22 protein-coding genes are annotated in these 22,690 nt (G+C 66.8%); 13 read left to right on the forward strand and 9 right to left on the reverse strand.

Annotation, left to right across the window (positions count from 1 at the left end; all coding sequences use genetic code 11):
- Positions 1-6: 6 nt before the first annotated feature.
- The 7 genes from AC51BJ_RS15515 to AC51BJ_RS15545 form a co-directional block, all read right to left on the reverse strand.
- The gene (locus tag AC51BJ_RS15515; RefSeq protein WP_496280847.1) at positions 7-681 is read right to left on the reverse strand and encodes an HAD-IB family phosphatase; all 675 of its coding nucleotides are present in this window, start codon (positions 679-681) and stop codon (positions 7-9) included.
- Complete coding sequence (locus AC51BJ_RS15520) at positions 681-1,847, reverse strand: phosphoserine transaminase (RefSeq protein ID WP_496280811.1); 1,167 nt, start codon at positions 1,845-1,847, stop codon at positions 681-683. Before AC51BJ_RS15520 ends, AC51BJ_RS15515 begins: the two co-directional genes overlap by 1 nt.
- 87 nt (positions 1,848-1,934) lie before the next feature.
- Positions 1,935-2,963 carry a DUF6352 family protein gene (locus AC51BJ_RS15525; RefSeq protein ID WP_496280812.1) on the reverse strand — a complete coding sequence of 343 codons (1,029 nt, stop codon included), beginning with the start codon at positions 2,961-2,963 and terminating at the stop codon, positions 1,935-1,937.
- Complete coding sequence (locus tag AC51BJ_RS15530) at positions 2,960-3,775, reverse strand: formylmethanofuran dehydrogenase subunit C (RefSeq protein WP_496280813.1); 816 nt, start codon at positions 3,773-3,775, stop codon at positions 2,960-2,962. Before AC51BJ_RS15530 ends, AC51BJ_RS15525 begins: the two co-directional genes overlap by 4 nt.
- Positions 3,772-4,668 carry a formylmethanofuran--tetrahydromethanopterin N-formyltransferase gene (fhcD, locus tag AC51BJ_RS15535; protein WP_430433703.1) on the reverse strand — a complete coding sequence of 299 codons (897 nt, stop codon included), beginning with the start codon at positions 4,666-4,668 and terminating at the stop codon, positions 3,772-3,774. The genes AC51BJ_RS15530 and fhcD overlap by 4 nt, the downstream gene beginning before the upstream one ends.
- Positions 4,669-4,672: 4 nt before the next feature.
- The gene (locus tag AC51BJ_RS15540; RefSeq protein ID WP_496280814.1) at positions 4,673-6,343 is read right to left on the reverse strand and encodes a formylmethanofuran dehydrogenase subunit A; all 1,671 of its coding nucleotides are present in this window, start codon (positions 6,341-6,343) and stop codon (positions 4,673-4,675) included.
- On the reverse strand, positions 6,340-7,638 hold the full coding sequence (locus AC51BJ_RS15545; protein WP_496280815.1) for a formyltransferase: 1,299 nt from the start codon (positions 7,636-7,638) through the stop codon (positions 6,340-6,342). Before AC51BJ_RS15545 ends, AC51BJ_RS15540 begins: the two co-directional genes overlap by 4 nt.
- Before the next feature lie 273 nt (positions 7,639-7,911).
- On the opposite strand from AC51BJ_RS15545, the gene AC51BJ_RS15550 reads away from it, so the two are divergent.
- The 8 genes from AC51BJ_RS15550 (at position 7,912) to AC51BJ_RS15585 (ending at position 16,125) form a co-directional block, all read left to right on the forward strand.
- The gene (locus AC51BJ_RS15550) at positions 7,912-8,886 is read left to right on the forward strand and encodes a beta-ribofuranosylaminobenzene 5'-phosphate synthase family protein (RefSeq protein WP_496280816.1); all 975 of its coding nucleotides are present in this window, start codon (positions 7,912-7,914) and stop codon (positions 8,884-8,886) included.
- Between the two features lie 102 nt (positions 8,887-8,988).
- Positions 8,989-9,891 carry an NAD(P)-dependent methylenetetrahydromethanopterin dehydrogenase gene (locus AC51BJ_RS15555; RefSeq protein ID WP_019918606.1) on the forward strand — a complete coding sequence of 301 codons (903 nt, stop codon included), beginning with the start codon at positions 8,989-8,991 and terminating at the stop codon, positions 9,889-9,891.
- A gap of 28 nt (positions 9,892-9,919) precedes the next feature.
- Complete coding sequence (locus AC51BJ_RS15560; RefSeq protein ID WP_496280817.1) at positions 9,920-11,047, forward strand: ATP-grasp domain-containing protein; 1,128 nt, start codon at positions 9,920-9,922, stop codon at positions 11,045-11,047.
- A gap of 12 nt (positions 11,048-11,059) precedes the next feature.
- On the forward strand, positions 11,060-12,058 hold the full coding sequence (gene mch / locus AC51BJ_RS15565) for a methenyltetrahydromethanopterin cyclohydrolase (RefSeq protein WP_296810798.1): 999 nt from the start codon (positions 11,060-11,062) through the stop codon (positions 12,056-12,058).
- Between the two features lie 5 nt (positions 12,059-12,063).
- The gene (locus AC51BJ_RS15570; protein WP_496280818.1) at positions 12,064-12,996 is read left to right on the forward strand and encodes an ATP-grasp domain-containing protein; all 933 of its coding nucleotides are present in this window, start codon (positions 12,064-12,066) and stop codon (positions 12,994-12,996) included.
- Complete coding sequence (locus tag AC51BJ_RS15575) at positions 12,990-13,880, forward strand: triphosphoribosyl-dephospho-CoA synthase (protein WP_019918610.1); 891 nt, start codon at positions 12,990-12,992, stop codon at positions 13,878-13,880. The genes AC51BJ_RS15570 and AC51BJ_RS15575 overlap by 7 nt, the downstream gene beginning before the upstream one ends.
- Before the next feature lie 86 nt (positions 13,881-13,966).
- Positions 13,967-14,476 (forward strand): formaldehyde-activating enzyme, encoded by a 510-nt coding sequence (fae, locus tag AC51BJ_RS15580; protein WP_019918611.1) that lies wholly within the window; start codon positions 13,967-13,969, stop codon positions 14,474-14,476.
- Between the two features lie 107 nt (positions 14,477-14,583).
- A complete protein-coding gene (locus AC51BJ_RS15585) occupies positions 14,584-16,125 on the forward strand; it encodes an MFS transporter (protein WP_496280819.1) in 1,542 nt (513 codons plus the stop codon).
- Between the two features lie 4 nt (positions 16,126-16,129).
- Here AC51BJ_RS15585 and AC51BJ_RS15590 read toward each other — a convergent pair whose 3' ends face one another.
- Positions 16,130-16,831, reverse strand: a complete 702-nt coding sequence (locus AC51BJ_RS15590) for a haloacid dehalogenase type II (RefSeq protein ID WP_496280820.1) — start codon at positions 16,829-16,831, stop codon at positions 16,130-16,132.
- A 286-nt stretch (positions 16,832-17,117) separates the two neighbouring features.
- Here AC51BJ_RS15590 and AC51BJ_RS15595 point away from each other — a divergent pair, with 286 nt between their 5' ends.
- From AC51BJ_RS15595 to AC51BJ_RS15605, 3 genes are all read left to right on the forward strand, one after another.
- Positions 17,118-18,155 carry a lipase family protein gene (locus AC51BJ_RS15595; RefSeq protein ID WP_496280821.1) on the forward strand — a complete coding sequence of 346 codons (1,038 nt, stop codon included), beginning with the start codon at positions 17,118-17,120 and terminating at the stop codon, positions 18,153-18,155.
- Between the two features lie 90 nt (positions 18,156-18,245).
- Positions 18,246-18,740 carry a hypothetical protein gene (locus AC51BJ_RS15600; RefSeq protein WP_496280822.1) on the forward strand — a complete coding sequence of 165 codons (495 nt, stop codon included), beginning with the start codon at positions 18,246-18,248 and terminating at the stop codon, positions 18,738-18,740.
- Positions 18,741-18,823: 83 nt separating this feature from the next.
- Positions 18,824-19,225 carry a DUF2784 domain-containing protein gene (locus AC51BJ_RS15605; RefSeq protein ID WP_496280823.1) on the forward strand — a complete coding sequence of 134 codons (402 nt, stop codon included), beginning with the start codon at positions 18,824-18,826 and terminating at the stop codon, positions 19,223-19,225.
- A 191-nt stretch (positions 19,226-19,416) separates the two neighbouring features.
- On the opposite strand, the gene AC51BJ_RS15610 is transcribed toward AC51BJ_RS15605, so the two are convergent.
- The gene (locus tag AC51BJ_RS15610) at positions 19,417-20,415 is read right to left on the reverse strand and encodes a LysR family transcriptional regulator (protein WP_496280824.1); all 999 of its coding nucleotides are present in this window, start codon (positions 20,413-20,415) and stop codon (positions 19,417-19,419) included.
- Between the two features lie 165 nt (positions 20,416-20,580).
- On the opposite strand from AC51BJ_RS15610, the gene AC51BJ_RS15615 reads away from it, so the two are divergent.
- Together AC51BJ_RS15615 and AC51BJ_RS15620 are read left to right on the forward strand one after the other, a co-directional pair.
- A complete protein-coding gene (locus AC51BJ_RS15615; protein WP_496280825.1) occupies positions 20,581-21,426 on the forward strand; it encodes an alpha/beta hydrolase in 846 nt (281 codons plus the stop codon).
- 53 nt (positions 21,427-21,479) lie between these two features.
- Positions 21,480-22,688, forward strand: coding sequence for an efflux RND transporter periplasmic adaptor subunit (locus tag AC51BJ_RS15620; protein WP_496280826.1), 1,209 nt, complete (start codon positions 21,480-21,482; stop codon positions 22,686-22,688).
- Positions 22,689-22,690: the final 2 nt, after the last annotated feature.

Genomic DNA, 22,690 nt, shown 5'->3' on the forward strand with positions numbered 1-22,690 from the left:
ACCCGCTCAGCGCAGCAGCGACTCGACGCACGTCAGTTCTTCTGGCGTCGCCAGCAGGCGTACCACCTCGCGCAGATCGGAGCGATCGATGAAATGCGGCGCCCGGCTGGCGACAATCTCCCGCCGCACGACGCCACCGAAGCCGATCACCAGCGCACCGGCCTCAGCCGCTTCGAGGTCGGTGATGCCGTCGCCGACCATCACCACGCGTTCGGCACCGGCGCCGACCCGGCGGACGATTTCCGCCTTGCCACCACTGCGCGCCAGCGGCGATTCAGGATCGAAGCCGGCATAGTGGCCATTCGCGTCGAACCTCAGGTCGACCGCATGCACGCGCTCGTCCGGCACGCCGAGGAAGCGCGCGATCGCCAGCACCGCCTGACGGATGCCGCCGCTCACCACGTGCACCTGCCAGCCCAGCGCGCCGAGCGCGGCGATCGCCTCGGCGGCGCCCTCGACGCGTGTTTCGATGTACTGGCGCCCGACCGCGTCGATGGTCGATGCGTCGGGCTTGATCAGGTCCAGCCGCGCGGCATAGGCCTCTTCCAGCTTGAGGCGGCCTTCCATCGCCGCATTGGTCAGCGGTACCACCTGATCGACCACGCCGGCCTGTTCGGCCAGCACGTCGATGCCTTCAATCGTCGACAGCGTGCTGTCGCAGTCGAACAGGATGGTGCGCATCACCGGCTCATCTCCTGCTTCACGCTGGCGTAGCCCCAGTCCAGCCACGGCGTCAGCGCCGCCACGTCGGCCGTATCGACGGTCGCGCCGCACCAGATGCGCAGTCCCGGCGGCGCGTCCCGGTAGGCGGAAATGTCGAAGGCCGCGTCTTCCGCCTCCAGCAGCGCACACAGGCGCTGCACGATGGTCCAGCGCGCCTCCAGCGACTGCGCCTCGAACCACGGATCGGTGATCTTCAGGCAGACCGAGGTGTGTGAACGCACGTCCTCGCGGTCGGCCAGGAAGTCGACCCAACCGGTCTTCGCGACCCAGCTTTCGAGCACCGCGAAACTGGCCTTGCTGCGCGCGATCAAGGCAGGCAGACCGCCGATCTCCTGCGCCCAGCGCAGCACGTCGATCTGGTCCTCGACGCACAGCATGGACGGCGTGTTGATGGTATTTCCTTCGAACAGGTCCTCGGTGAGCTTGCCCTTGTTCATCAGGCGGAACACCTTCGGGATGGGCCAGGCCGGCGTGTGGCGATACAGCCGCTCGACCGCGCGCGGGCTCAGCACGATCATGCCGTGCGCGGCCTCACCGCCCAGCACCTTCTGCCAGGACCAGGTGGTCACGTCCAGCTTGTGCCAGGGCAGTTCCATCGCGAAGGCGGCCGAAGTGGCGTCGCAGATCGACAGCCCGGCGCGGTCGTCGGCGATCCAGTCGCCGTCCGGCACGCGTACGCCGCCCGATGTACCGTTCCAGGTGAACACGACGTCACGCTCCCAGCTCACCGCCGACAGGTCGGGCAGGCTGCCGTACGGCGCCACCACCAGGCGTGCGTTGGCCAGCTTCAGCACCGGGCCGACGTCGGTCACCCAGTTGGCGCCGAAGGCTTCCCAGGCAAGGCAATCGACCTCGCGCTCACCGAGCAGCGTCCACAGCGCCATCTCCACCGCGCCAGTATCGGAACCGGGCACGATGGCGATGCGATAGTCATCCGGAATGCCGAGCACCTCGCGGCTGCGGACGATGACCTCCTTCAGCTTGGCGAGGCCATCCTTGGCGCGGTGAGAACGGCTGATGAAGGCGTCCTTGAGCACGTCCAGCGTCCAGCCCGGACGCTTCACGCAGGGGCCGGACGAAAAATACGGGCGGGCCGGACGGGTTTCGGGCTTGGCGACAGTCATGGCGCAATACGGGGGATGCAGGGAAAGCGGGCGAGTATAGCCCGCCACCGCATTGCGACGCAGCAGGCGGCCCCTGGAGTGTGCCGTTCAGTTCGCCGCGGCGAGCGGCAGGTTCAGCAGCAGGTTCTGTGGCTTCATCTGCACCAGCCCCGCTTCGTCCATCGCCAGCGCCATCCACACCGGACGCGCTTCGCCGTCGCGGCGCAGTTCGGCGCGCATTTCCTGCGGATCAACGAAGTCGAGACGGAACAGCGCGACGATGCGCGCCATGCGGTCAGGCGACAGTTCGCCGCCCTCGTAAAGCGTGTTCAGAAGCTCCATCGCCTCACGATCGAGGCCGATGTGCCAGGCCCAGTGATCGTCGTGGATGTCCTTCTGCGGTGCGATGCGGACAGCACAGCCATAGAAGTGCGCGATCCAGCGCTCCATCACCCGGCACAGCGCCTCCAGCCCCGGCTGGCCGACGTTCAGCGGCAGCACGGCACGACGCCCTGCACGCGTGTAAAGCTCCGCCGCATTGGCCGGATCGAGCACATCGAGTTCCGCCGGTCGCGGCGCAGCCCCCGCCTGCAGGATGAGTCGGCCGATATTGCCGAAGCCGCCGGTTTCGGCGTAGTCGCCGAGCACTTCGGCGTCGGCCATCAGCACGCGGCCGGACTGCGGCGTCGCGCGCTGATTGCGGAAGAACAGCTCCGCAGCCCGCCACATCAGCGGGTCGTCGCAGTCTTCAAGCAGCGCGTGCAGGATGATTTCGGTGAGCTGCGGCACGAACAGCGGCGCGATGCCGGACAGGCCGTCGAGGAACAGCTCCAGCCACGCCGACTCGATGTCCGGTTGCGCCAGCACGCGGTCGCGGAAGGCGACGTAGGCGAACCAGTTGTCGCGCGCGTCCTCGTCCTTGATCGCGGCGATCTCACCGTGCTCGACGATGCGCGCAGGCGCGGCGTCCAGCGACGACGCCAGCGCGCGTTCGGCCACGCAGCTGTCGTCGACCAGCGCCAGTTCGGGGCGCGACATCCAGCTGCGCAGCAGCGCTTCGGTCACCAGCAGGCGGCCGGCCGCGTTGCGCCCGACCAGCGGGTGCAGCGATTCCGGCCACCAGCGATGCGCCGTCAAGCGCGGACCAGCAGTTCGCCGCGACCGACCACGCCCATGTCGCCCATATAGCGGCGGACCGTGCAGGCACTGGCGTCGAGCGCACCGAAAGCACCTGGCAGCCCCTTCCAGCTCGCGTACAGCAGGCTCAGGAAGCCGAGACGGTGCGGACCACAATCGACCATGCCGGGCAGCATCTGCGCCGGCAGGCTGTTCACGATCAAGGTGCCGCGCTTCATCAGATAGCCCGGGTATGCGCCGACGGTACCCGCCACCGCGATGGTGCCGGCGATCATGCGCGCGCCGCAGTAGTCGCCCGCGTTGCCGCTGACCAGGATCTGGCCTCGGCGCATGCGGTCGCCGAGACGCTCGCCGGCGTTGCCGGCGACCAGCAGCAGACCACCGGCCATGCCCTTCATCTCACCTGGAATCGCGCCACCGGCGAATTCCGCGACGTCACCGGCCACCTCGATGCGACCGCCCTTCATGCCGGTCGCACAGAAGGCGCCCGCGTTGCCGCCGACGACGATGGTGCCGCCGAGCATGCCCTGACCGACATAGGCGCCGGCATTGCCCTCGACCGTCACCCGGCCCGACTTCATGCCGGCGCCAATGCGCTCGAACTTGCCGCAGTCACCGCGGAACACGAGGTCCGCCGTGTCGTCGCCGCTCAGCGCGAACACCTCATCGACGCGCACCGCGCGCTTGCCGACCTGCAGCGGAAGCGCCGCGATGTCGGCGACCGACATGCCGGCGAACGCGGTCGGGTTCAGGGCGCCCGCGTCGACGCGCTGCGCCGGCGCGTTGCGCAGAGTGAGTACCAATGCACTCATGACAGGATCTCCCGCAGGTGGTACTGGAACTGGCCAAGCTTGCCGCCGTAGTTGCCGGCCGACAGGCGGCGGATGCCGCCGGCCGCGCCGATCTTGCAGACTTCACGCATGCCGACCTCCATCGCCCTCTTGACCGAGGCATCGGTCAGGCCGTCGATGACGATTTCGAGCACGGCGCCGATGCGCTCGTCCAGCTCGGACTTGGTCGCGCCGCGCAGCGTCGGGCAGAAGGCGTCGTTGGTCGAGGCCGACAGCGCCTTGTACTTCGAGCCGACCTTGGAGCCAGAACGCACGACACCACCCGGGAAGGGCATCACCACTTCCGGCAGCTTGCGCATTTCGCGGATGGCTGCCTCGCAAGCTTCCAGCGCCTGCACCTGGGTGTCGGCCAGCACCAGGAAGTTGCCGCCGCCGACCGCCTTCACCATGCGCGCGGTGTCCTGCACCAGGAATTCGCCGTCCATCACCGGCACGCGCCAGTAGCGCTTGCCGCCGATCTGCTTCGAGGTCTGGAAGCCGTCGCCGAAATAGCGCAGCGTCTTGCCCAGCGGCACCGGATCGCCCTCGTCCAGACCGGCGAAGATGGCGCTGGTCGGGCTGGTCAGCACGCACTGGCCGACGCGTCGCTCGATCTGCTTGATCAGTTCCTTGCTCGACACCGCGAACACCAGCACCGACACGCCCGGACGACCGTCCGGCGTCTCGGCCGGCGACAGCATGCGCTCGATGCCGGCTTCGGCACCGCAGGCGATGACCGAGGTCGCGAAACCGGTCATCGCGTTGGCCGAATGCAGCGCCCAGGTTTCGTTGTACGCGGTGATGATGAGGCGGATGCCCCGCATGCCGAATGCTTCGGCGAAAGTGTCGTCGATCGCTACACCGTTGATGATCATCTGCTCAACCCCGCTTCTTGCATGCATGGGCAATCAGCTTGCTGCCACCGCCGCACTCGCACAGTTCGTCGTCGCTGATCTTGAAATTGTTCATGCGCACCGAGTGGTAGCGCTGGAAGTAGGGTTCGATCTTCTTCTCGATGCTGCGATCGAATTCCGGCTTCACCGCGTGCGTGTTGCCGCGCACCACCTTGACGATGCGGCCGTCACGCACCACCAGTTCGCCGTCCTTGAACACCAGCTCCGGCTTCTCGAACATGCGCTCGCGATCGGCGTCCTCCTTGTAGACGACGATGTCGGCCGCAGCACCCGGCGCCAGATGGCCGCGATCGGCCAGACCGATCAGCTTTGCCGGCGCGGCGCGCGTCATGATGGCGATCTCGTAAAGCGAGTACTCGCGGTCGAGGCCGGCGAGGTTGCTCATCGCGCGCGCATCGGGGTTGATCGTGTCCAGCATCGCGTTGCGGAAGCTGCGGTCCATCAGAAGCTTGATCAGGTGCGGGTAGGTCGTGAACGGCGCGCCATTCGGGTGGTCGGTGGTCAGGAACACGCGCCACGGGTCATCGACCATCAGGAAGATTTCGAGGCCGATCGCCCACTGCAGCGCGTTGACGAAATTCTGGTCCTTGTACTTGAAGGGCACGACACCGCAGCCGGCGTCGCACTCGATGTCCATGATGACGGACTTCTTCGGCGAGCCGTGGTCGGCGTTACGGTACTGCACCATGTTGTCGCCGGAGGCGGTGACGGTCTGACCGAACAGGATCTGGCCGACGTCGGCCGTCACGTTCTTCTTCTGGTTGATCGCCTCGGCGATGCGCGCCGCGGCACTGGAAAACTTGCGGTCGCCTTCGGTGCCGTAGCTGTGAAACTGGATGTGCGTCAGGTGGATGGGCAGGCCTTCGGCCGCGTCCATGGTGCCCAGCGTGGTGTCGACGTTGCCCGGCACGCCGAGGTTGCTGGCATGCACGTGCAGCGGCTTCGGCACGCCGAGATCATGTACGGCGCGCGACAGCACCTTGACGATGTCGCGCGGCGTGATGCCGTAGTAGGCGTTCTGTTCGTCGAGATCGAGTTTGCGCTGGTTGAACTTGAAGGCCGAAATGCCGCCCGGGTTCACGATCTTGATGCCGACCGTCTGGGTCGCGTTCAGCGTCCAAGCGACGTAGTCGTTGATCGCCTTCTGATCTTCCTTGGCCGCCATCATGCGCAGGAAGAAATCGTCGCTGCCCAGCATGGCGTAACCGCCGGTATCGAGAATGGGCGTGTCGCCCATTTCCATGTGTGCCTGGCGCGCGTTGATCGGCAGGATGGCCGGCTCGAAGGCGGCCGTGTAGCCCATTTCGGCGTAGCGATAACCGGCCGCCAGCGTGCCGGGTGCTGCGTGACCGCAGCTCGAACGGGTCAGTTCGGTGCGCTCCAGCGGATCGCCGCGGTGATCTTCCGGCAGCATTTCGCGCGCGATATTCACCTTGCCGCCACCGATGTGGCTGTGCATGTCGATGGCCCCCGACATGACGATGCGGCCGGCGATGTTGTACTCGGCGGTGATCTTCTCGTGCTCGTTCGGTCCGGCGACGATGCGACCGTCGCGCACGTAGATGTCGCGCACCTGGTCGTTCACGCCGTTGGCCGGATCGATCACGCGGCCACCGGTCAGTTTGATCAGACTCACGCTCCCACCTCCTTCATCTTGGCCACGATGGCGGCCGTCACCTGCTCCGCCGCGGGCAGCGACGACTTCTTCAGCGCCCGCAACGGCAGCGACACCACCTTGTCGGTGCGCACGAAATGCCCGGTCAGGTGCATGCCGGGCGTGGCCACCGGAATGAACACATGCGGCTCCGTATCGAGCTTCTGCGTCGGCGGTGCGATCACCACCGTGGGCAGGCCGGTCGCCGGCGGTGCAACCGTGTCATTCAGACTGGACAACCACACCAGCGCGTCGGTTTCGCCATTGGCGACCAGGCGCGACAGGCCGTTGTGCAGCGGGTCGAACTTCGGCGTACCGCTGGCGTAGCTGGTGCGCATCGGGAAGCCGGTCTGCCACAGATGCACCGCACCCATCGTCGAATCGCCGTCGTTGCCGGCCAGCGGCAGCGCGTTGCAGCGCGTCGTCACATTGAGCTTGCGGGCGATCGCCGCGATGGCGCCGACGTTCATGTCGACCTGCGGCGTGTCGAATGCGGACGCCGTCCACACCAGCACGCTGTACTTCGCCGCCAGCAATGCGTCCGCCAGCGCCTGCCAGCGAGCAAGCGCGATGCCCAGCGGCGCCTCACCGGCCACCGGCTGCTTCGCCAGCAGCGCATTGAGCACCGACAGCGCCTCGGGCATGCGCTTCTTGTCGAATTCGAACACGTCGGGCTGACGGCCGTCCGGCGACACGCCCGGCGCAGTGTTCAGGCCGGCGCCCAGATAGACGATGTGGCGGCTGGTGGTATCGAAGTCGAACATCGACTCCTTCACCCACACCGTGCGCTCGAAGAAACGCGGCTGACGCGACACCGCGTCGGTACCGAACAGCACGATGAGGTCGGCGCGGTTCTTCACCTCGGCCAGCGTCGTGTTGATGCCGCCGCCGTCCTGCACGGCGCGACTCGCGCGCCAGCCGAATTCGTTGTTGATGTGTTCGACGATGCCGCCCGCCAGGTCGACCAGTTCCATCGCGCCGCGCGCACCGTTCAGGTCCAGCGCCATGCCGCCGAACACCGGCTGCTGCGCCCCCGCGAGGATGCGCGCAGCTTCCGCACAGGCCTCTTCCAGCGATGCCGGCCTGCCGTCGATGCGGGCGGAAGCGTTCGTCGGAACACCACCGAGTCGAGCAAATCCGTCGCGCGCCCTGTCGCAGCCGTTGGCCACGACCGTCAGGCCGCTGCCCGCGGTATCGACGCTCAGGTCGTCACAGGCGTGCCCGCACAGCGGACAGGCCACTTCGGTGACGACGGTCGAAGTCGCTTCATTCGTCATGAGTCATCCGTTTCATCCGGTTGATAGAACCCGCAGCCCGCAACGATACAACAAGCGCAAACCTGCGACGGGCGCGCCTTCGCGCACCGCACTGCAGCATCCGGCAGGACAGACCGCACCGCGGTCAACCTGTTTCACATGCGTGACAGCGCGATCCGTAAACGACCGTCACCCGACTGTCTTGAACGGCTTCCGGCACCGTCGCAAAAGCCTTTGCCAGTGAGGCCGCCGAATTTGGGATAATCCGCGCCTTCGCAACGACAGACCCATCGGATGAACGCCTCGCACGCGACCGCCGCCGCCCTGCAAGTCCGGGCTCCCGCTCGCCTGCACATGGGGTTCGTCGACCTCGATGGCAGTCTCGGGCGACGCTTCGGCAGCGTCGGCCTGACGCTGGAAGGTCTGAATACCACCCTGCAGATCCGCCCGGCCACGGCGCTGACTGTCAGCGGCCACGACGCCGAGCGTGCGCGCCGCTACGCCGCAACCATCTGCGAACGCTTCAATCTCCCCCCCGCCCGCATCGACATCACCGGCGCCATTCCGTCGCACTCCGGACTGGGCTCCGGCACACAACTTGCTCTCGCCGTCGGCATGGCGCTGGCGCGTCTGCATGGGCTGAAGCTGAGTTCGCGCGACGTTGCCGGCCTGCTCGACCGGGGTGCGCGTTCGGGCATCGGCATCGGCAGTTTCGATGGCGGCGGTTTCATCGTCGATGGCGGCCGCGGTGCGCTGGACGCCCCACCGCCCATCGTCGCGCAAATGCCGTTCCCGGCGGAGTGGCGCATGGTGCTGATCTTCGATAACGCCTGTCGCGGTCTGCACGGGGCGGCCGAGAAGGAGGCATTCCGCGTGCTGCCGCCCTACAAGGCGGGGCTGGCGGACCGCCTGAGCCGGCTGGTGCTGATGCGTGCCCTGCCGGCGCTGGCCGAGCGCGACATCGACATGTTCGGTGCCGCGATCAACGAATTGCAGCACTGTGTCGGCGACTATTTCGCGCCGGCACAGGGTGGCCGCTACACCAGCGCGCTGGTGAGCAGCGTCGCGGAACACATGGCCGGGCTCGGTGCGGCCTGCATCGGTCAGAGCTCTTGGGGACCGACCGGCTTCGCGCTGGCGCCGTCGGAAGCCGAAGCGAACGCCATGGTGGCGGCTGCGCGCACACGGTTCGCGCAGGCGGAGGGACTGGAATTGATGGTGTGCGCTGCGCGCAACGAAGGTGCGCAGTGGACGGAACTGCCGGGCTGATGCCGCAGGTGCAGACCGGGAATTAGAGGAGAGGTGCGTCACCGCACCCCATAACGACGTAAGAGAGCAGCCAGCCTTCGGGCGGAAAGAGCGAGAGAGATCATGGAAAACCCGTACATCCTGCACATGTTCAGCCCCACCAACAACATCAGCCCCTTCGATGTGAACATGGCGTGCGACGCCGGCTTCCAGGTGCTGATGCCCTACTCCGGCGTCGGCCTCGACCAGATCTATGGCCTCACCCAGGACGCCATCTTCTCGCGCGGCCCCAATGGCGTGAAGCGCACCGGCATCTTCATCGGCGGCCGTGACATCGGTCTGGCGGCCGACATGCTCGACGCCTGCCGTGGCGCCATGGTGCCGCCGTTCGAAGTGTCGGTGTTCGCCGACCCGTCGGGCGCCTTCACCACCGCTGCCGCCCTCGTCGCCTGCGTCGAGCGTCAGCTGCGCAAGGCGCACAACACCGAACTCGAAGGCAAGACCGTGCTGGTGCTCGGCGGTACCGGCCCGGTCGGCACCGCCGCTGCAGTGCTGGCTTCCAGCGCCGGCGCCAAGGTGCTGGTCGGCAGTCATTCGAGCGCGATGCGCGCCCGCGTTGCCTCGGAAGTCGTGAATACCCGTTACGGTTCGTCGGTCGAGCCGGTCGAAGCGGGTTCGAACGAACAGAAGGAAAGCCTGATGCCCCAGGCCAACGTCATCCTGTGCACGGCGAAGGCAGGCATCCAGGTGCTGAGCAAGGCCCAGCTCCAGAACGCGCGCTCGCTGCTGGTCGCTGCGGACGTGAACGCCGTTCCGCCGGCGGGCATCGAAGGGCTGGGCGTCATGGACGACGGCAAGCCGCTCGGCGCCGGATCGGGCAAGGCCGTCGGCATCGGCGCACTGGCCATCGGCAACGTGAAGTACCTGTGCCAGCGCGGTCTGTTCCAGCGCATGATCAACACCGACAAGCCGGTCTATCTCGATTTCCGCGACGCCTTCGCTACCGCACGCGATCTGGTCGCCTGAGGCGGAATCGCCGACGGAGCGCGGGCCGGTGTCGCACTGGCTCATCGTCGCTGGCAGCGCGCGGGCGCTTGCGCGTTCCTGCGTCGACGCCGGCTGGCAGTGCGACGTGATCGATCCATTCGCCGACAGCGACACTGCACGACTGGCCTGCCGGCTGGAACGCGGCGCTCTGTCGGGCGATCGCTTTGATCAGCGACTGCTGGCGCTGGTCCGGTCGATGGCCGGCAACTGGCGCGGCATTGTGGCCGGTTCGGGTTTCGAGGCCATTCCGTCAATGCTCGACGAACTCGATGCGATCGCGCCGGTGGTCGGTAACGACGCCGCCACGGTCGCCCGCTGCAAGGCACCGATGGATCTCGCAGAGACGGCGCACCGGGCCGGTATTCGCTGCGCGGAGGTCGCCGTGTCGGGTCCAGTGGCTGACGGAGACTGGCTGATGAAACCCGTCGGCGGCTGTGGTGGCATCGGCGTGCGTCCCGCACGTGCGGGCGAACAGATCGTCGAAGGCTGGTTCGCACAGCGCCGTATCGACGGCGTGCCGGCGTCGGTGCTGTTTCTCGCCGACGGTCACGACGCGCGCATCGTCGGCGTCACGCGCCAGTATCCGGGCAGCGTGGCCGGTCCCTACGCCTGGTGCGAGGCGGTCGGCGATCTGCCGCTGAGTCCCGCCCAGCAGGCGCGGCTGGCGCGCGATGTCGTTGCACTGACGCAGCAGTTCGGTCTGCGCGGTCTGAATGGCGCGGATCTGGTGTTCGACGGCGAGCACGCGGTACTGATAGAGATCAACCCGCGGCCCACCGCAACGATGATGCTTTATGAAGAGCGCGCGGCCGGCGGCCTGTTCGCCGCCCACGTCGCAGCCTGCGAAGGCCGGCTCGACGAGATCGAACTGCTGGCCGGCGACGAGATACGCGGACTGCGCGTGGTGTATGCGCCGGACACGTTGCTTATCGGCGACGATGCGGCATGGCCGGCCTGGAGCGCCGACCGGCCGCCAGCCGGCAGCACGACGGAGCGCGCAATGCCGCTGTGCACGGTGCTCGCCGCTGGCCGCGACGGCACCACCGTCAGCCGGCAACTGCGGCAGCGCGAACGACAACTTCTGGACACGCCCGGCCTTTTCGCCGGACAGATGACGACAACAGCCCTTTCGTGAGGAGAACTGAAGATGAGCAACCCTGAACACGGCCCGGTGCTGACCGGCGCACAGCCCAGCGTGGGCAAGCATGTGATGGCCCTGGTCGAGGGTCTGGTGCGCGACGCCGACGCGCTGCGCATCAAGGTCGAGCCGCTGCCCGGTGGCGGCCGCGTCATCGACGCCGGCATCAACTGCCCGGGCGGCATCGAAGCCGGCCGCCGCATCACCGAAATCTGCATGGGTGGTCTCGGCACCGCCACCTTCAACACGCGCGAAGCGCACTGGCCGCTCATCATCAACGTGCATTCGACGCACCCGGTCGTCGCCTGTCTGGCCAGCCAGTACGCCGGCTGGAGCCTGTCGCACGGCGAAGGCAAGGAGGCCTTCCACGCGCTGGGTTCGGGTCCGGGCCGCGCGCTGGCGGTGAAGGAACCGCTGTACAAGGAACTGGGCTACAAGGACGACGCGAAGCACGCCGTGCTGGTGCTCGAAGTCGACCGTCAGCCGCCGGCCGAAGTGCTGGCCAAGATCCGCCGCGACTGCAACGTGCCGGACGACGGCGTGACGCTCATCCTGACGCCGACGCGCAGCCTCGCCGGCACCGTGCAGGTGGTGGGCCGCGTGCTCGAAGTGGCGCTGCACAAGGTGCATGCGCTTGGCTTCCCGCTGCAGCACATCGTCGACGGCTCGGCCAGCGCACCGATCGCACCGCCGGCGCCCGACTTCCTTAACGCGATGGGCCGCACCAACGACGCCATCCTGTTCGGCGGCGTCGCCCAGCTCTATGTCGATTGCGAAGACGACGCTGCGGCCGATCTGGCGCAGAAGCTGCCCTCCTCCGCCTCGCGCGACTACGGCCGTCCGTTCGCCGAAGTGTTCAAGGAAGTGAAGTACGACTTCTACAAGATCGACCCGATGCTGTTCGCACCGGCCCGAGTGGTGGTGAGCAATCTGCGCACCGGCAAGAGCTTCCGCGCCGGCCAGATCAACACGGAACTGCTGGCCAAGTCCTTCGGCGAGGGCAAGTAATCGGCATGAACGTGCAGCAGGCGGACATCGCCATCGTCACCGACGAGCCGGGCTGGCACGGCGCCCGGCTGCGCGAGGCCTTCCGCGCGCGCGGCCTGCTGGCCCGTTACGTCAGCCTCGGCGACTGCCACATCGATCTGCAGCGCGGCATTTCCGGCGTGGTGATGCCGGGCTTCGAACAGAAGCTGCCGCAGGCGGTGTTCGTGCGCGGCGTGGCCGGCGGCTCGCTGCAGCAGGTGGTGCTGCGCATGGATTTCCTGCACTACCTGGGCGAGCTGGGCATCCCGGTCTACAACCACGCGCGCGCCATCGAGAAGAGCGTGGACAAGGCGATGACCAGCGTGCTGCTGCATCACGCCGGCATCCCGACGCCGCCGACCTGGGTGACCGAACAGGAAGCCGAGGCGCGCGCGGTGCTGATGCGCGAATTCGCTGCCGGGCACGACGTGCTGGTGAAGCCGCTGTTCGGCTCGCAGGGCGAAGGCATCGTGCGGCTGAAAGCCGGCGATGCGCTGCCGGCGGCCGAGACGCTGGGTAATGTCTGGTACATGCAGCGCTACAGCGCGCGCTCGCGCGACAGCGTCGGCGAGTGGTCGGACTGGCGCGTCATGGTGATCGACGGCAAGCCGGTCGCTGCCATGCTGCGCCGCGGCAAGAGCTGGCTCAACAACGTCGCCCAGGGCGGCGTCTGCGAGGCGATTCCGGTGTCGCCGGACGACGCGCTGATGCGTCTGGCCGTCGACGCCACCCGCGCCTGCGGCATGGATTACGCCGGCATCGACATCCTGCGCGACGACCACGGCGAGCTCACCGTGCTTGAGGTGAACAGCATTCCGGCCTGGAAGGGCCTGCAGAGCGTGACACCGCTGAACATCGCGCAACTGCTGGCCGACGACCTGCTGCGCCGCATTCCGGGCGCCAGCGTGATCGCATGCTGAGTACGCCAGCGGCGGCGCAGCTCGCCACGCTGTTCGAGCGTGCCTGCCGGCTCGACGTCGAGGCGCTCAAGCCGGGCAACGTCGGCCTGCACGGCGACGGTCACCGCATGCAGGTCGATGATTTCATCGCCAGTGCACGGGCCGCTGCCGCACCGCTGTGTCGTCCCGACGCCACAGTCGGCGAGCGCATCGAGGACGCGATGCGCGCCACCTGGCAGGCGGTCGGCTGCAACACCAATCTGGGCATCGTGCTCGGTTGTGCGCCGATCGCCCATGCCGCACTGCATCGAAACAGCGACGAAACGCTCCGCGCATCGCTGCAGCGCACACTGGCCGGACTGACGGTCATCGACGCGTCACACGCGTATGCGGCAATCCGCCTGGCACATCCGGCAGGCATCGGGGAACGCGCCGAGCACGACGTTGCCCAAGCCCCGGTGATCACGCTGCTCGAAGCAATGCAGCTGGCGGCGCACCGGGACAGCATCGCCTCGCTTTACGCAAGCGGTCATGCTCTGGTGTTCGATCATCTGCTGCCGAAGTATGTTGCAGCGCGTCGTCGATGGTGCAGTGAAGCATGGGCAGCGACCACAGTGTTCATGTTCTGTCTCGCATTGATTCCCGACACCCATATCGCGCGCAAACATGGTGCGGAAACGGCGCGCTTGATACGCGAAAAGGGCGTCCAGATGTACGTTCGGCTTGAACAATGTGGCGATCCGGTTATGATGCAAGACGCGCTGATGGCATGGGACGCAGAGCTCAAATCAGCCGGAATCAACCCCGGTACAAGCGCCGATCTGACCGTCGTGACGGCCTTCATGGGCGGCGTGCTCGACTGGATCGAAGGGCGGCATGAAGAGCAGCAGAAGAAGAAGTTTTGATCCTGTGTTTCGCACCCCGGAACATGGGTTACCACCCCGGGGGGGATCTACCCCCTATAACTGCCTTGTAAATGAGGAGATTCAATATGGCGAAGATTAACGGTCTGTGTGTTGGCGAATCCCTGGTTGGTGACGGCAACGAAGTTGCTCACATCGATCTGATCATGGGCCCGCGTGGCAGCGCCGCTGAAGCCGCGTTCGCAAACGCACTGGTCAACAACAAGGACGGCTTCACGTCCCTGCTGGCCGTTGTCGCTCCGAACCTGGTCTGCAAGCCGGCCACCGTCATGTTCAACAAGGTCACCATCAAGGGCGCCAAGCAAGCCGTCCAGATGTTTGGCCCGGCACAGCGCGGCGTTGCAATGGCCGTGGCTGACAGCGTTGCTGACGGCACGATCCCGGCTGACGAAGCCGACAACCTGTTCATCTGCGTTGGCGTGTTCATCCACTGGCTGGCCGACGACGACGCGAAGATCCAGGACTTCAACTACCGCGCTGTCAAGGAATCGATCGCCCGTGCAGTTGCCGGCACCCCGACCGCTGCTGAAGTGGTTGCCAAGAAGGGTTCCGCTGCTCACCCGTTCGCCGCCAACTAAGCTTCACCGCTCGGTTAGCACGAACGCCTCCGGCCGCAAGGCCGGGGGCGTTTTCTTTTGCAGCGTCCGACGCGCCATCGTGCCGAAAGACGCCCTTCTTCCATCCGATGACTTCTGTTCAGACCACCCCGAAAGCCGGCCGTCGCGAGTGGACAGGTCTCGCAGTGATCGCCCTGCCCTGTCTGGTTTATGCGATGGACCTGACCGTGCTCAACCTCGCGCTGCCGGCGATCAGTACCGATCTCGCGCCGAGCGCCGCCGAGATGCTGTGGATCGTCGACATCTACGGCTTCATGGTGGCCGGCCTGCTGATCACGATGGGCACGCTGGGTGACCGCATCGGCCGCCGGCGCCTGCTGCTGGCCGGTGCGGCCGCCTTCGCGCTGACCTCGGTGCTGGCCGCATTCGCCAGCAGTCCCGGCACGCTGATCGCGGCGCGCGCCCTGCTCGGCGTGGCGGGAGCCACGCTGGCGCCGTCCACGCTCTCGCTGATCCGCAACATGTTCCACGACGAGCACGAACGGCAATTCGCCATCGGCATCTGGATCACCGCCTTCTCGGTTGGCAGTGCGCTCGGTCCGTTGATCGGCGGCGTCGTGCTGCAGTACTTCTGGTGGGGTTCGACCTTCCTGCTGGCAGTGCCGGTGATGGCGCTGCTCCTGCTGCTCGGCCCCACTCTGTTGCCTGAATATCGCGACGAACACGCCGGGCGCATCGATCTGCCCAGCGTCGCGCTGTCCCTGTCCGCCGTGCTGAGCACGATCTACGGTCTGAAGCACGCGGCGACGCTCGGCCCCGATGCGCTGGCGCTCATCGCCGTGCTGGCCGGCGTGAGCCTCGGCGTGCTGTTCGTGCGGCGTCAGCGGACCATCGCCTACCCGCTGCTCGACGTCGCCCTGTTCCGCCGCCCTGCCTTCAGCGCCACAGTGGCCGCCTACGCGCTGTCCTGCCTGGCGATGTTCGGCGTCTACATCTTCATCGCCCAGCATCTCCAGTTGGTGCTCGGCCTGTCGCCGCTGGAGGCGGGCGTCGCCATCCTGCCGTGGTCGCTCGGCTTCGTGTTCGGTTCGCTGCTGTCGCCGCGACTGGCGCGTCACGTTTCAGCGGTGTCGATACTGGTGTGGGGCATGGCGATCACCGCCGTCGGCTTCGCCCTGCTGACGCTGATCGATGGCCCGCACGGCCTCGCCGTGCTGGTCACCGCCACCGTCGTGATGAGTCTGGGCATGGCGCCGGTGTTCACGATAGGCAACGACATCATCGTCGGTTCGGCGCCGCCGGAACGCGCCGGCGCAGCCGCGGCACTGTCGGAAACCAGTGCCGAGTTCAGCGGCGCACTGGGCATCGCGCTGTTCGGCAGTCTGGGCACGCTGATCTATCGTCACCTGTTGAGCGGAAGCATGCCGGACGATCTGCCGGCCGCGTTGTCGACCGGTGCGCTGTTGACCATAGGCGGTGCGGTTTCCGCCGCCGCGCAGTTGCCGACGCCCGCGGGCGCTGCGTTGCTGTCGGCCGCGCATGCCGCATTCACCGACGCGCTGCAGTTCACCGCCGCCTGCGGCGCGGTGCTGGTGGCGGGCGCCAGCCTGCTCGTTGCGCGCATCCTGCGCGCACCGGCGGGAACCGCGGCCGGCGCCGACGCGCGCTGATCACTCAGCGCAATGCGGCGAGCGCCTGCGCCAGTTCGGGCACGCTGGCTACCGAGAGGTCGACCGTTACCGCTGCCGTCTTCTCGCCCCGCCCGGACCCGAACTCGTCCGGTCGCGCCAGAAAGGCGGTGCGCAGACCGGCCGCGGCGGCGGCTGCCAGATCGGACGAATGCGCGGCTACCATCAGCGTCTGCGCCGGCGCCAGATCGAAGGCGTCGGCCGCCGCCAGATACACCACCGGCCGCGGCTTGTAGTCGCGCGCCAGCTCGGCACCGAGCACCGCGTCCCAGACAAAGCCGTTGCGTCGCGCCAGATTCACCATCAGTGCGATATGACCGTTGGAACACGGCGCGATCCGGTAATCACGTCGCAGCCTCTGCAGCCCCTCCGCCACGTCAGGCCAGGCATCGAGGCGGTGCCAGGCCAGGTTCAGCGCGACGCGCGTCGCCTCGTCGCAGTCGTCCAGCCCAGCGCGGGCGAGCACGATGTCGAGGTTGCGCCGATGCAGCCGGTCCAGCTTGCAGAACGGAATGCGCCCGGCGCGCACTTCCTCCATCGCCGGCTGGTACTCGGCCCGCCACGCATCGGCCAGCGCAAAAGCATCGGCGCGATCGCCGAACACAGCCTGCAATTCGCGCGCGATCGAGGTGCGCCAGTCCACCAGCGTGCCAAACACGTCGAACACCACCGCCTTCACGTCCTTCATGCGTCCTCCCGGCTAATCACCCACGACAGATCCGCATCGATTATCCGGCGCTGCGGATCTGACATCTAGCCGGTACCGGCATGACACGACCGCACGCACGAATTCACGTGCACCGGGGAGCTGGCGGGGCTCGAGAACTCCCTTGGCGCGACGGATGCCGTCGGCGCCTCGCACGACATCTCCGATGCGGCTGCACGCACGCGCAATTGGCATACGATGTCGAGGTAGCAGGGGCATCTCGCCCCCTTACACCCAGAACCACGTGACATACGACATGAGGCTCTTCATGCTGAATCGAACCTGCGCCTTCCTTGCATCTCTATTTGCGTTCGGAGCCGGACTTTCGGGATGTGCGACGTTCACTCAGGAATCGCATCAGGTACTGGTCCGTGATCCGCGCAAAGGAAAGTACGATGAACCGGCTGATGCGGAACCTCATGCAAGGGTGCAGTGGCAGTACGCCGCAATGAGCGACTATGCATACGAGGCAGCACGGCTGCGCTCCATGGCTGACAGGCAGGTCTCAACGGATGCCGCCGAAGGTGAGAAGGTTGCTGCATGCGGAACGATGAACAGGCCGCCCATGCCGGCCGGTTGGACGGCATGGGCGGATTTTCCGAGCGCGACACTAACCCGGGCCATGCGAAAGAAGGGCCTCTACCTTCTCGTTCTGGAGAAGGAAGCCCGCCCGCGGGAGATCGTCGTGGTCTTCGAAGGAACGAACTTTCTGGAGATTCCTGACTGGACGGCCAATCTCCGCTGGTTTCTCCGTTTCATTCCTGGGCATGAGGATCAGTACACGTTTACCGCACGCCAAGTGGCCGAGGAGTTTCATGAGCGCCTGCGTTCGAATCCTCAGACTTACCTGCTCACAGCCGATTCCGATGTGCTGCGCCACCCCAACGGAGACACGATTCGGATCGTATCGACAGGTCACTCACTGGGCGGCGGACTCGCCCAGCATTTTGCATACACCTTCAAGCAGGATCCCTTACACGCACGCGGTCCACGAGTGTCCGAAGTATTTGCATTCGATCCGTCCCCGGTGACGGGCTGGTACTCATCGCCAGATCCTCCCCGTACGCACAACGCGAATGGACTGCGAATCAACCGGATATTCGAGCACGGCGAAGTCCTGGCGTATATCCGCCTCTTCACAAGCCGTCTGGCGCCGTACACCGAGCATCCGTCGGTCTGGGAATATCGCTACAACTTTGATCCAAAGGCAAACATCATTCGCAATCACTCGATGCGAAGTCTGGCGTGCGGCCTTTACAGGGCCGCACACGACCGCGAGGACACTGCCGCGGCCCAACAGCCATGAGATCGGACAAAGAGAGAAACAGAGAAACGTCGAGATTCATCAGCACAGGCCACACTGTAATCAGCATCCAATCCCGAAGGAGCTCGTCCAATGACTGTCTACACAAAGCTTCCGGACGGCGCTATCGAAGTGGTCTTGAGAGAGTATGACCACTTAAAGGAAGAGGTCAGGGAACGCTTGCGCACAGCGTTTTCACATGTCGCCTATGGAGGAGGCATCGCAGCCTTTGCCGTGCCTGCGGCAGATCAACTCGACAAGTGGCGACACGGCTGGATAGTCGTCGCGGCAGCCGCCATCGCTGCGATCGCCCTGCTCTGGATAGCCGCGCTGAATATGAGATGGGTTCAACACTGCGGAAAATACATGTACGACATCGAAGCACGCATCAATGCCCACTTCGGGTTACGGGTCGTGGGCTGGGAGCACTATGCTTCTGGAGTTCAGGCATCGCTCTGGTTTTTGATACCGGACTCGCCCGACTGGAAGCAGCCGATAGCCGATATCGAGTGGAGTGGCCAAAATCCGCAATCCGACGCCGGAGTCGAAGGAAGGATCGACGCGGACCGGCGGGACGGACCGCCCTGACGCTGGTCAAATGCCTGATCCCGTAGACGAGACTTGCAGCGCGGGGGGACACACACTCATGGAACCGTTGTGATCGATCCCTAATGCTCCTCTCGCCCTCCTACCGACTGCTCGCCGATGCCGTGCTGCTGCTGCACTTCGCCGTCGTGCATTTCGTCGTCGGCGGACTGCTGATGGTGATCGTGGGTAACCGGCTGCGCTGGCGCTGGGTCAACGCGCTGTCCTTCCGGCTGGCCCATCTGGCCGCCATCGGCATCGTCGTCGCGCAGGCCTGGCTCGGTCAGGCCTGTCCGCTGACCACGCTCGAAATATGGCTGCGCCGGCAGGCCGGCGAAGCGACCTACCGTGCCAGTTTCATCGAGCACTGGGTGCAGCGCCTGCTCTACTACGAAGCGCCGTTCTGGGTGTTCACGCTCGCCTATTCGCTGTTCGCGCTGGGGGTGCTGGCGGCATGGTGGTACTTCCCGCCGCGGCGAGGCCGGTGAACATCCAGGCACCGCAGTTGCGCGGGGCGAAGCCAGCGGCCAGCACCCGCCGCGTCGCGGCCAAGGCCGCTCCCACAGGTATTGCGCCTGACCCGCAGCCCTATCCGGAGCCGAGGTTCTGTGGGAGGGGTCTTCCGACCCCGACAGCGGCCCGGAGCGAAGCCTGCGACCCGACAACTTCCATGCCGCGATCAGTAGCTGCCAGCCTCCACGGCTTGCAAGCCCAGTATCGCCTGCCGCATGTCGCCGTCCTTCGGCTCCGCCTTGCCGCAGGTCTGGTCGCAGCCGCCCAGTATCGGGCAGCGTCCGAACAGTTCGGCCGCCCAGTCGACGAAAGCACGCACCTTGGGCGACAGGTGACGGTTCTGCAGATAGACCACCGAAATCGGCATCGGTGACGGCCGCCACTGCGGCAGCACTTCGCGCAAGGCACCCGACTGCAGGTGGGCCTGCACCATGAAGCGCGGCGGCTGGATCAGGCCGAATCCCTGCAGCCCGCAGGCGACATAAGCGTCGCCGTCGTTCACCGACACCTTGCCCGGCACCTTCACCTCGGTCACGTCGCCATCGACGACGAAATCGAGGTCGTAGATGCGACCGGTACGGCTGGAAAAGTAGTGCACGGCGCGGTGCTGCTGCAGGTCGGCGAGCGCCAGCGGTTCGCCGTGGCGCTCGATGTAATCGGGCGACGCGCAGGTGACGGTCTCCATCGTGCCGATGCGTCGCGCGACCAGCGTCGAGTCCTGCAGTTCGCCGATGCGGATGACGCAATCGACGCTTTCGCGCACCAGGTCGACCGGACGATCGCCCATGCCGATGGCCAGTTCGATGTCCGGGTAGCGGCTGTGGAACTCGCACATGCGCGGAATCAGCACCAGCCGCCCGACCGGCGCCGGCACGTCGATGCGCAGACGGCCCTTGGGCCCGCGCGCGACCTCGCGGAAGGACGCCTCGGCCTCCTCGACGTCGGCCAGGATGCGCGCACAGCGCTCGTAATACGCGGCGCCGTCGGGTGTCAGGCTGATGCGCCGCGTCGTGCGGTTGAGCAGGCGGACCTGCAGCAGGTTTTCCAGGTTCTGCACCGCGGTGGTGACGGTGGCGCGCGGCAGGCCGAGGCTGTCGGCGGCACGCGTGAAGCTGTTGGAATCGACGACGCGGGTGAACACCTGCATGGCCTGGAAACGATCCATGGCGCAACTCCGGACAAGGGTGGGCAAGCGAGTGCGCACCGGACCCCGTCCGATTATTCGCACTCAGCGAACAGTGTTACCAGATTAGACCAGTTTATCCACAACGAGCCAACATACAGAATCCGGTCACACCTTGACCCCGGCATGGCCGGCAGGACTGACCGCATGAATCTGCTGTACCCCGACGCGCACGGCACCGCTGCACCGCACGTGCGCAACATCGACATCGCCGGCCCGCACGGCCGCCTGCCGCTGCGCATCTACCAGCCGCGTTCGGACACCCTGCTGCCGCTGGTGATCTACCTGCACGGCGGCGGCTTCGTCGGCGGATCGCTGGACGACGCCGACGTGCCGGCGCGCCATATCGCGGCGACGCTGCCCGCGGTCGTGGTGTCGGTCGATTACGCGCTGGCGCCGGCACACCCGTTTCCGGCCGCGCCCGAGGACGCCTACGCGGCGACGCTGTGGGCCGCCGACAACGCGGCCACGCTGGGCGCCGACGCACAGCGCATCGCGGTCGCCGGCGACGACGCCGGCGGCAACCTCGCCGCCAGCCTGGCGCTGATCGCGCGCGACCGGCAGGACGTACACATCGCCGTGCAGGTGCTGATCGGGCCGATGCTGGACCCGAGCATGACGCGCACCGGAGACGCCGCGCGGCTGCAGTCCGACCTCAGCGCCGAAGACTGCGCCGACTGCTACCGCCAGTACCTGCCGCAGCTGTCGCAACGCCTGCACCCCTACGCCGCACCGCTGGAGTCGTGCCGCCAGGCCGGTCTGCCGGCAGCCTACATCGCCACCGCCGGACGCGACCTGCTGCATTGCGAAGCCGAGAAATATGCCGCGGCGCTGATCGCCGCCGGTGTGCACACGCAGGTCGAGCGCTTCGCTGGCATCACGCATGCCGCCCTGCTCGCCCATCCGCCGCTGCTCGACGGCGTCGTCCAGTTCCTGCGCTGCCGGCTCGGCCGCGCGCAGGCCGGTCACAACGACGCACAGCACGCCGTCTGAACACCGACCCGATGCCCCCTCATTCCATCCAACCCTCCAGCAAGGAAGCCGCCATGTCCATCCCGCATACGCGCACCGCCCTCGCCCTCGTCATTACCGCACTGATCGCCACCGGCGGTTTCGCCGTGCTGCGCGCACAGGCCGACACGCCGCCCGCCGCAGCTGCGGCGCCGGCCGCCACTCCGGTCGAGGTGGCCGAAGTCAGCCGCCAGACCATCATCGACTGGCAGGATTACTCAGGCCGGCTGGAGGCGGTGGACCGCGTCGAAATCCGCCCGCTGGTATCGGGCACGCTGACCGCCGTGCATTTCCGCGACGGCGCCCGCGTGAAGAAGGGCGACGTGCTGTTCACCATCGACCCGCGCCCCTACGCCGCCGACGTGGAGCGCGCGCAGGCGCAGCTGGCCGCCGCCGAAACGCGCGCCGCCTATACCGCGACCGAACTGGCACGTGGCCAGCGCCTCGCCGCCGACAACGCGATCGCGAAGCGCGACCTCGACGAGAAGCAGAATGCCGCGCGCGAAGCCGCCGCCCAGGTCCAGGCAGCGCAGGCCGCGTTGACTGCCGCGAAACTCAACCTCGAATACACACGCATCACCGCACCGGTGTCCGGCCGCATTTCGCGCGCCGAAGTGACCGTCGGCAATATCGTCGCCGCCGGCGCCGGCACCACGCCGCTGACCACGCTGGTGTCGATGGACAAGATCTACGCCGCCTTCGACGTCGACGAACAGAGCTTCCTGAAGTACGTGAATCCGGCCCGCGCCGCCGGTGGCGAGCCGGTGCCGGTCTTCCTCGGCCTGGCCGACGAAGAAGGCCACTCGCGCCGCGGCACCGTCGCCTCGGTCGACAACCGGCTCGACACCTCGTCCGGCACCATCCGCGTGCGCGCCGTGTTCGACAACGCCGACGGCCTGCTGCTGCCCGGCCTCTATGCGCGCATCCGCCTCGGCGGAGGCGCCCCGCGCGAAGCGGTGCTGATTGACGAACGCGCCATCGGCACCGACCAGGACAAGCGCTTCGTGCTGGTGGTCGACGAAACGAACCGCACCGCCTACCGCGAGGTGAGGCTGGGGGCGCGCCAGAGCGGCCTGCGCATCATCGAGAACGGCCTGAACGCCGGCGAGCGCATCGTCGTCAGTGGCCTGCAGCGCACCCGTCCGGGCGACACCGTGGCACCGAAGAGCGTGCCGATGAACCGCGAAAGCCTGGTCGGTGCGCCCGCGCAACCGGCCCGGCGTGCTCCGAACGTGAAGGCCTGATG

Source organism: Methyloversatilis sp. S146-33 (genome assembly GCF_059552495.1).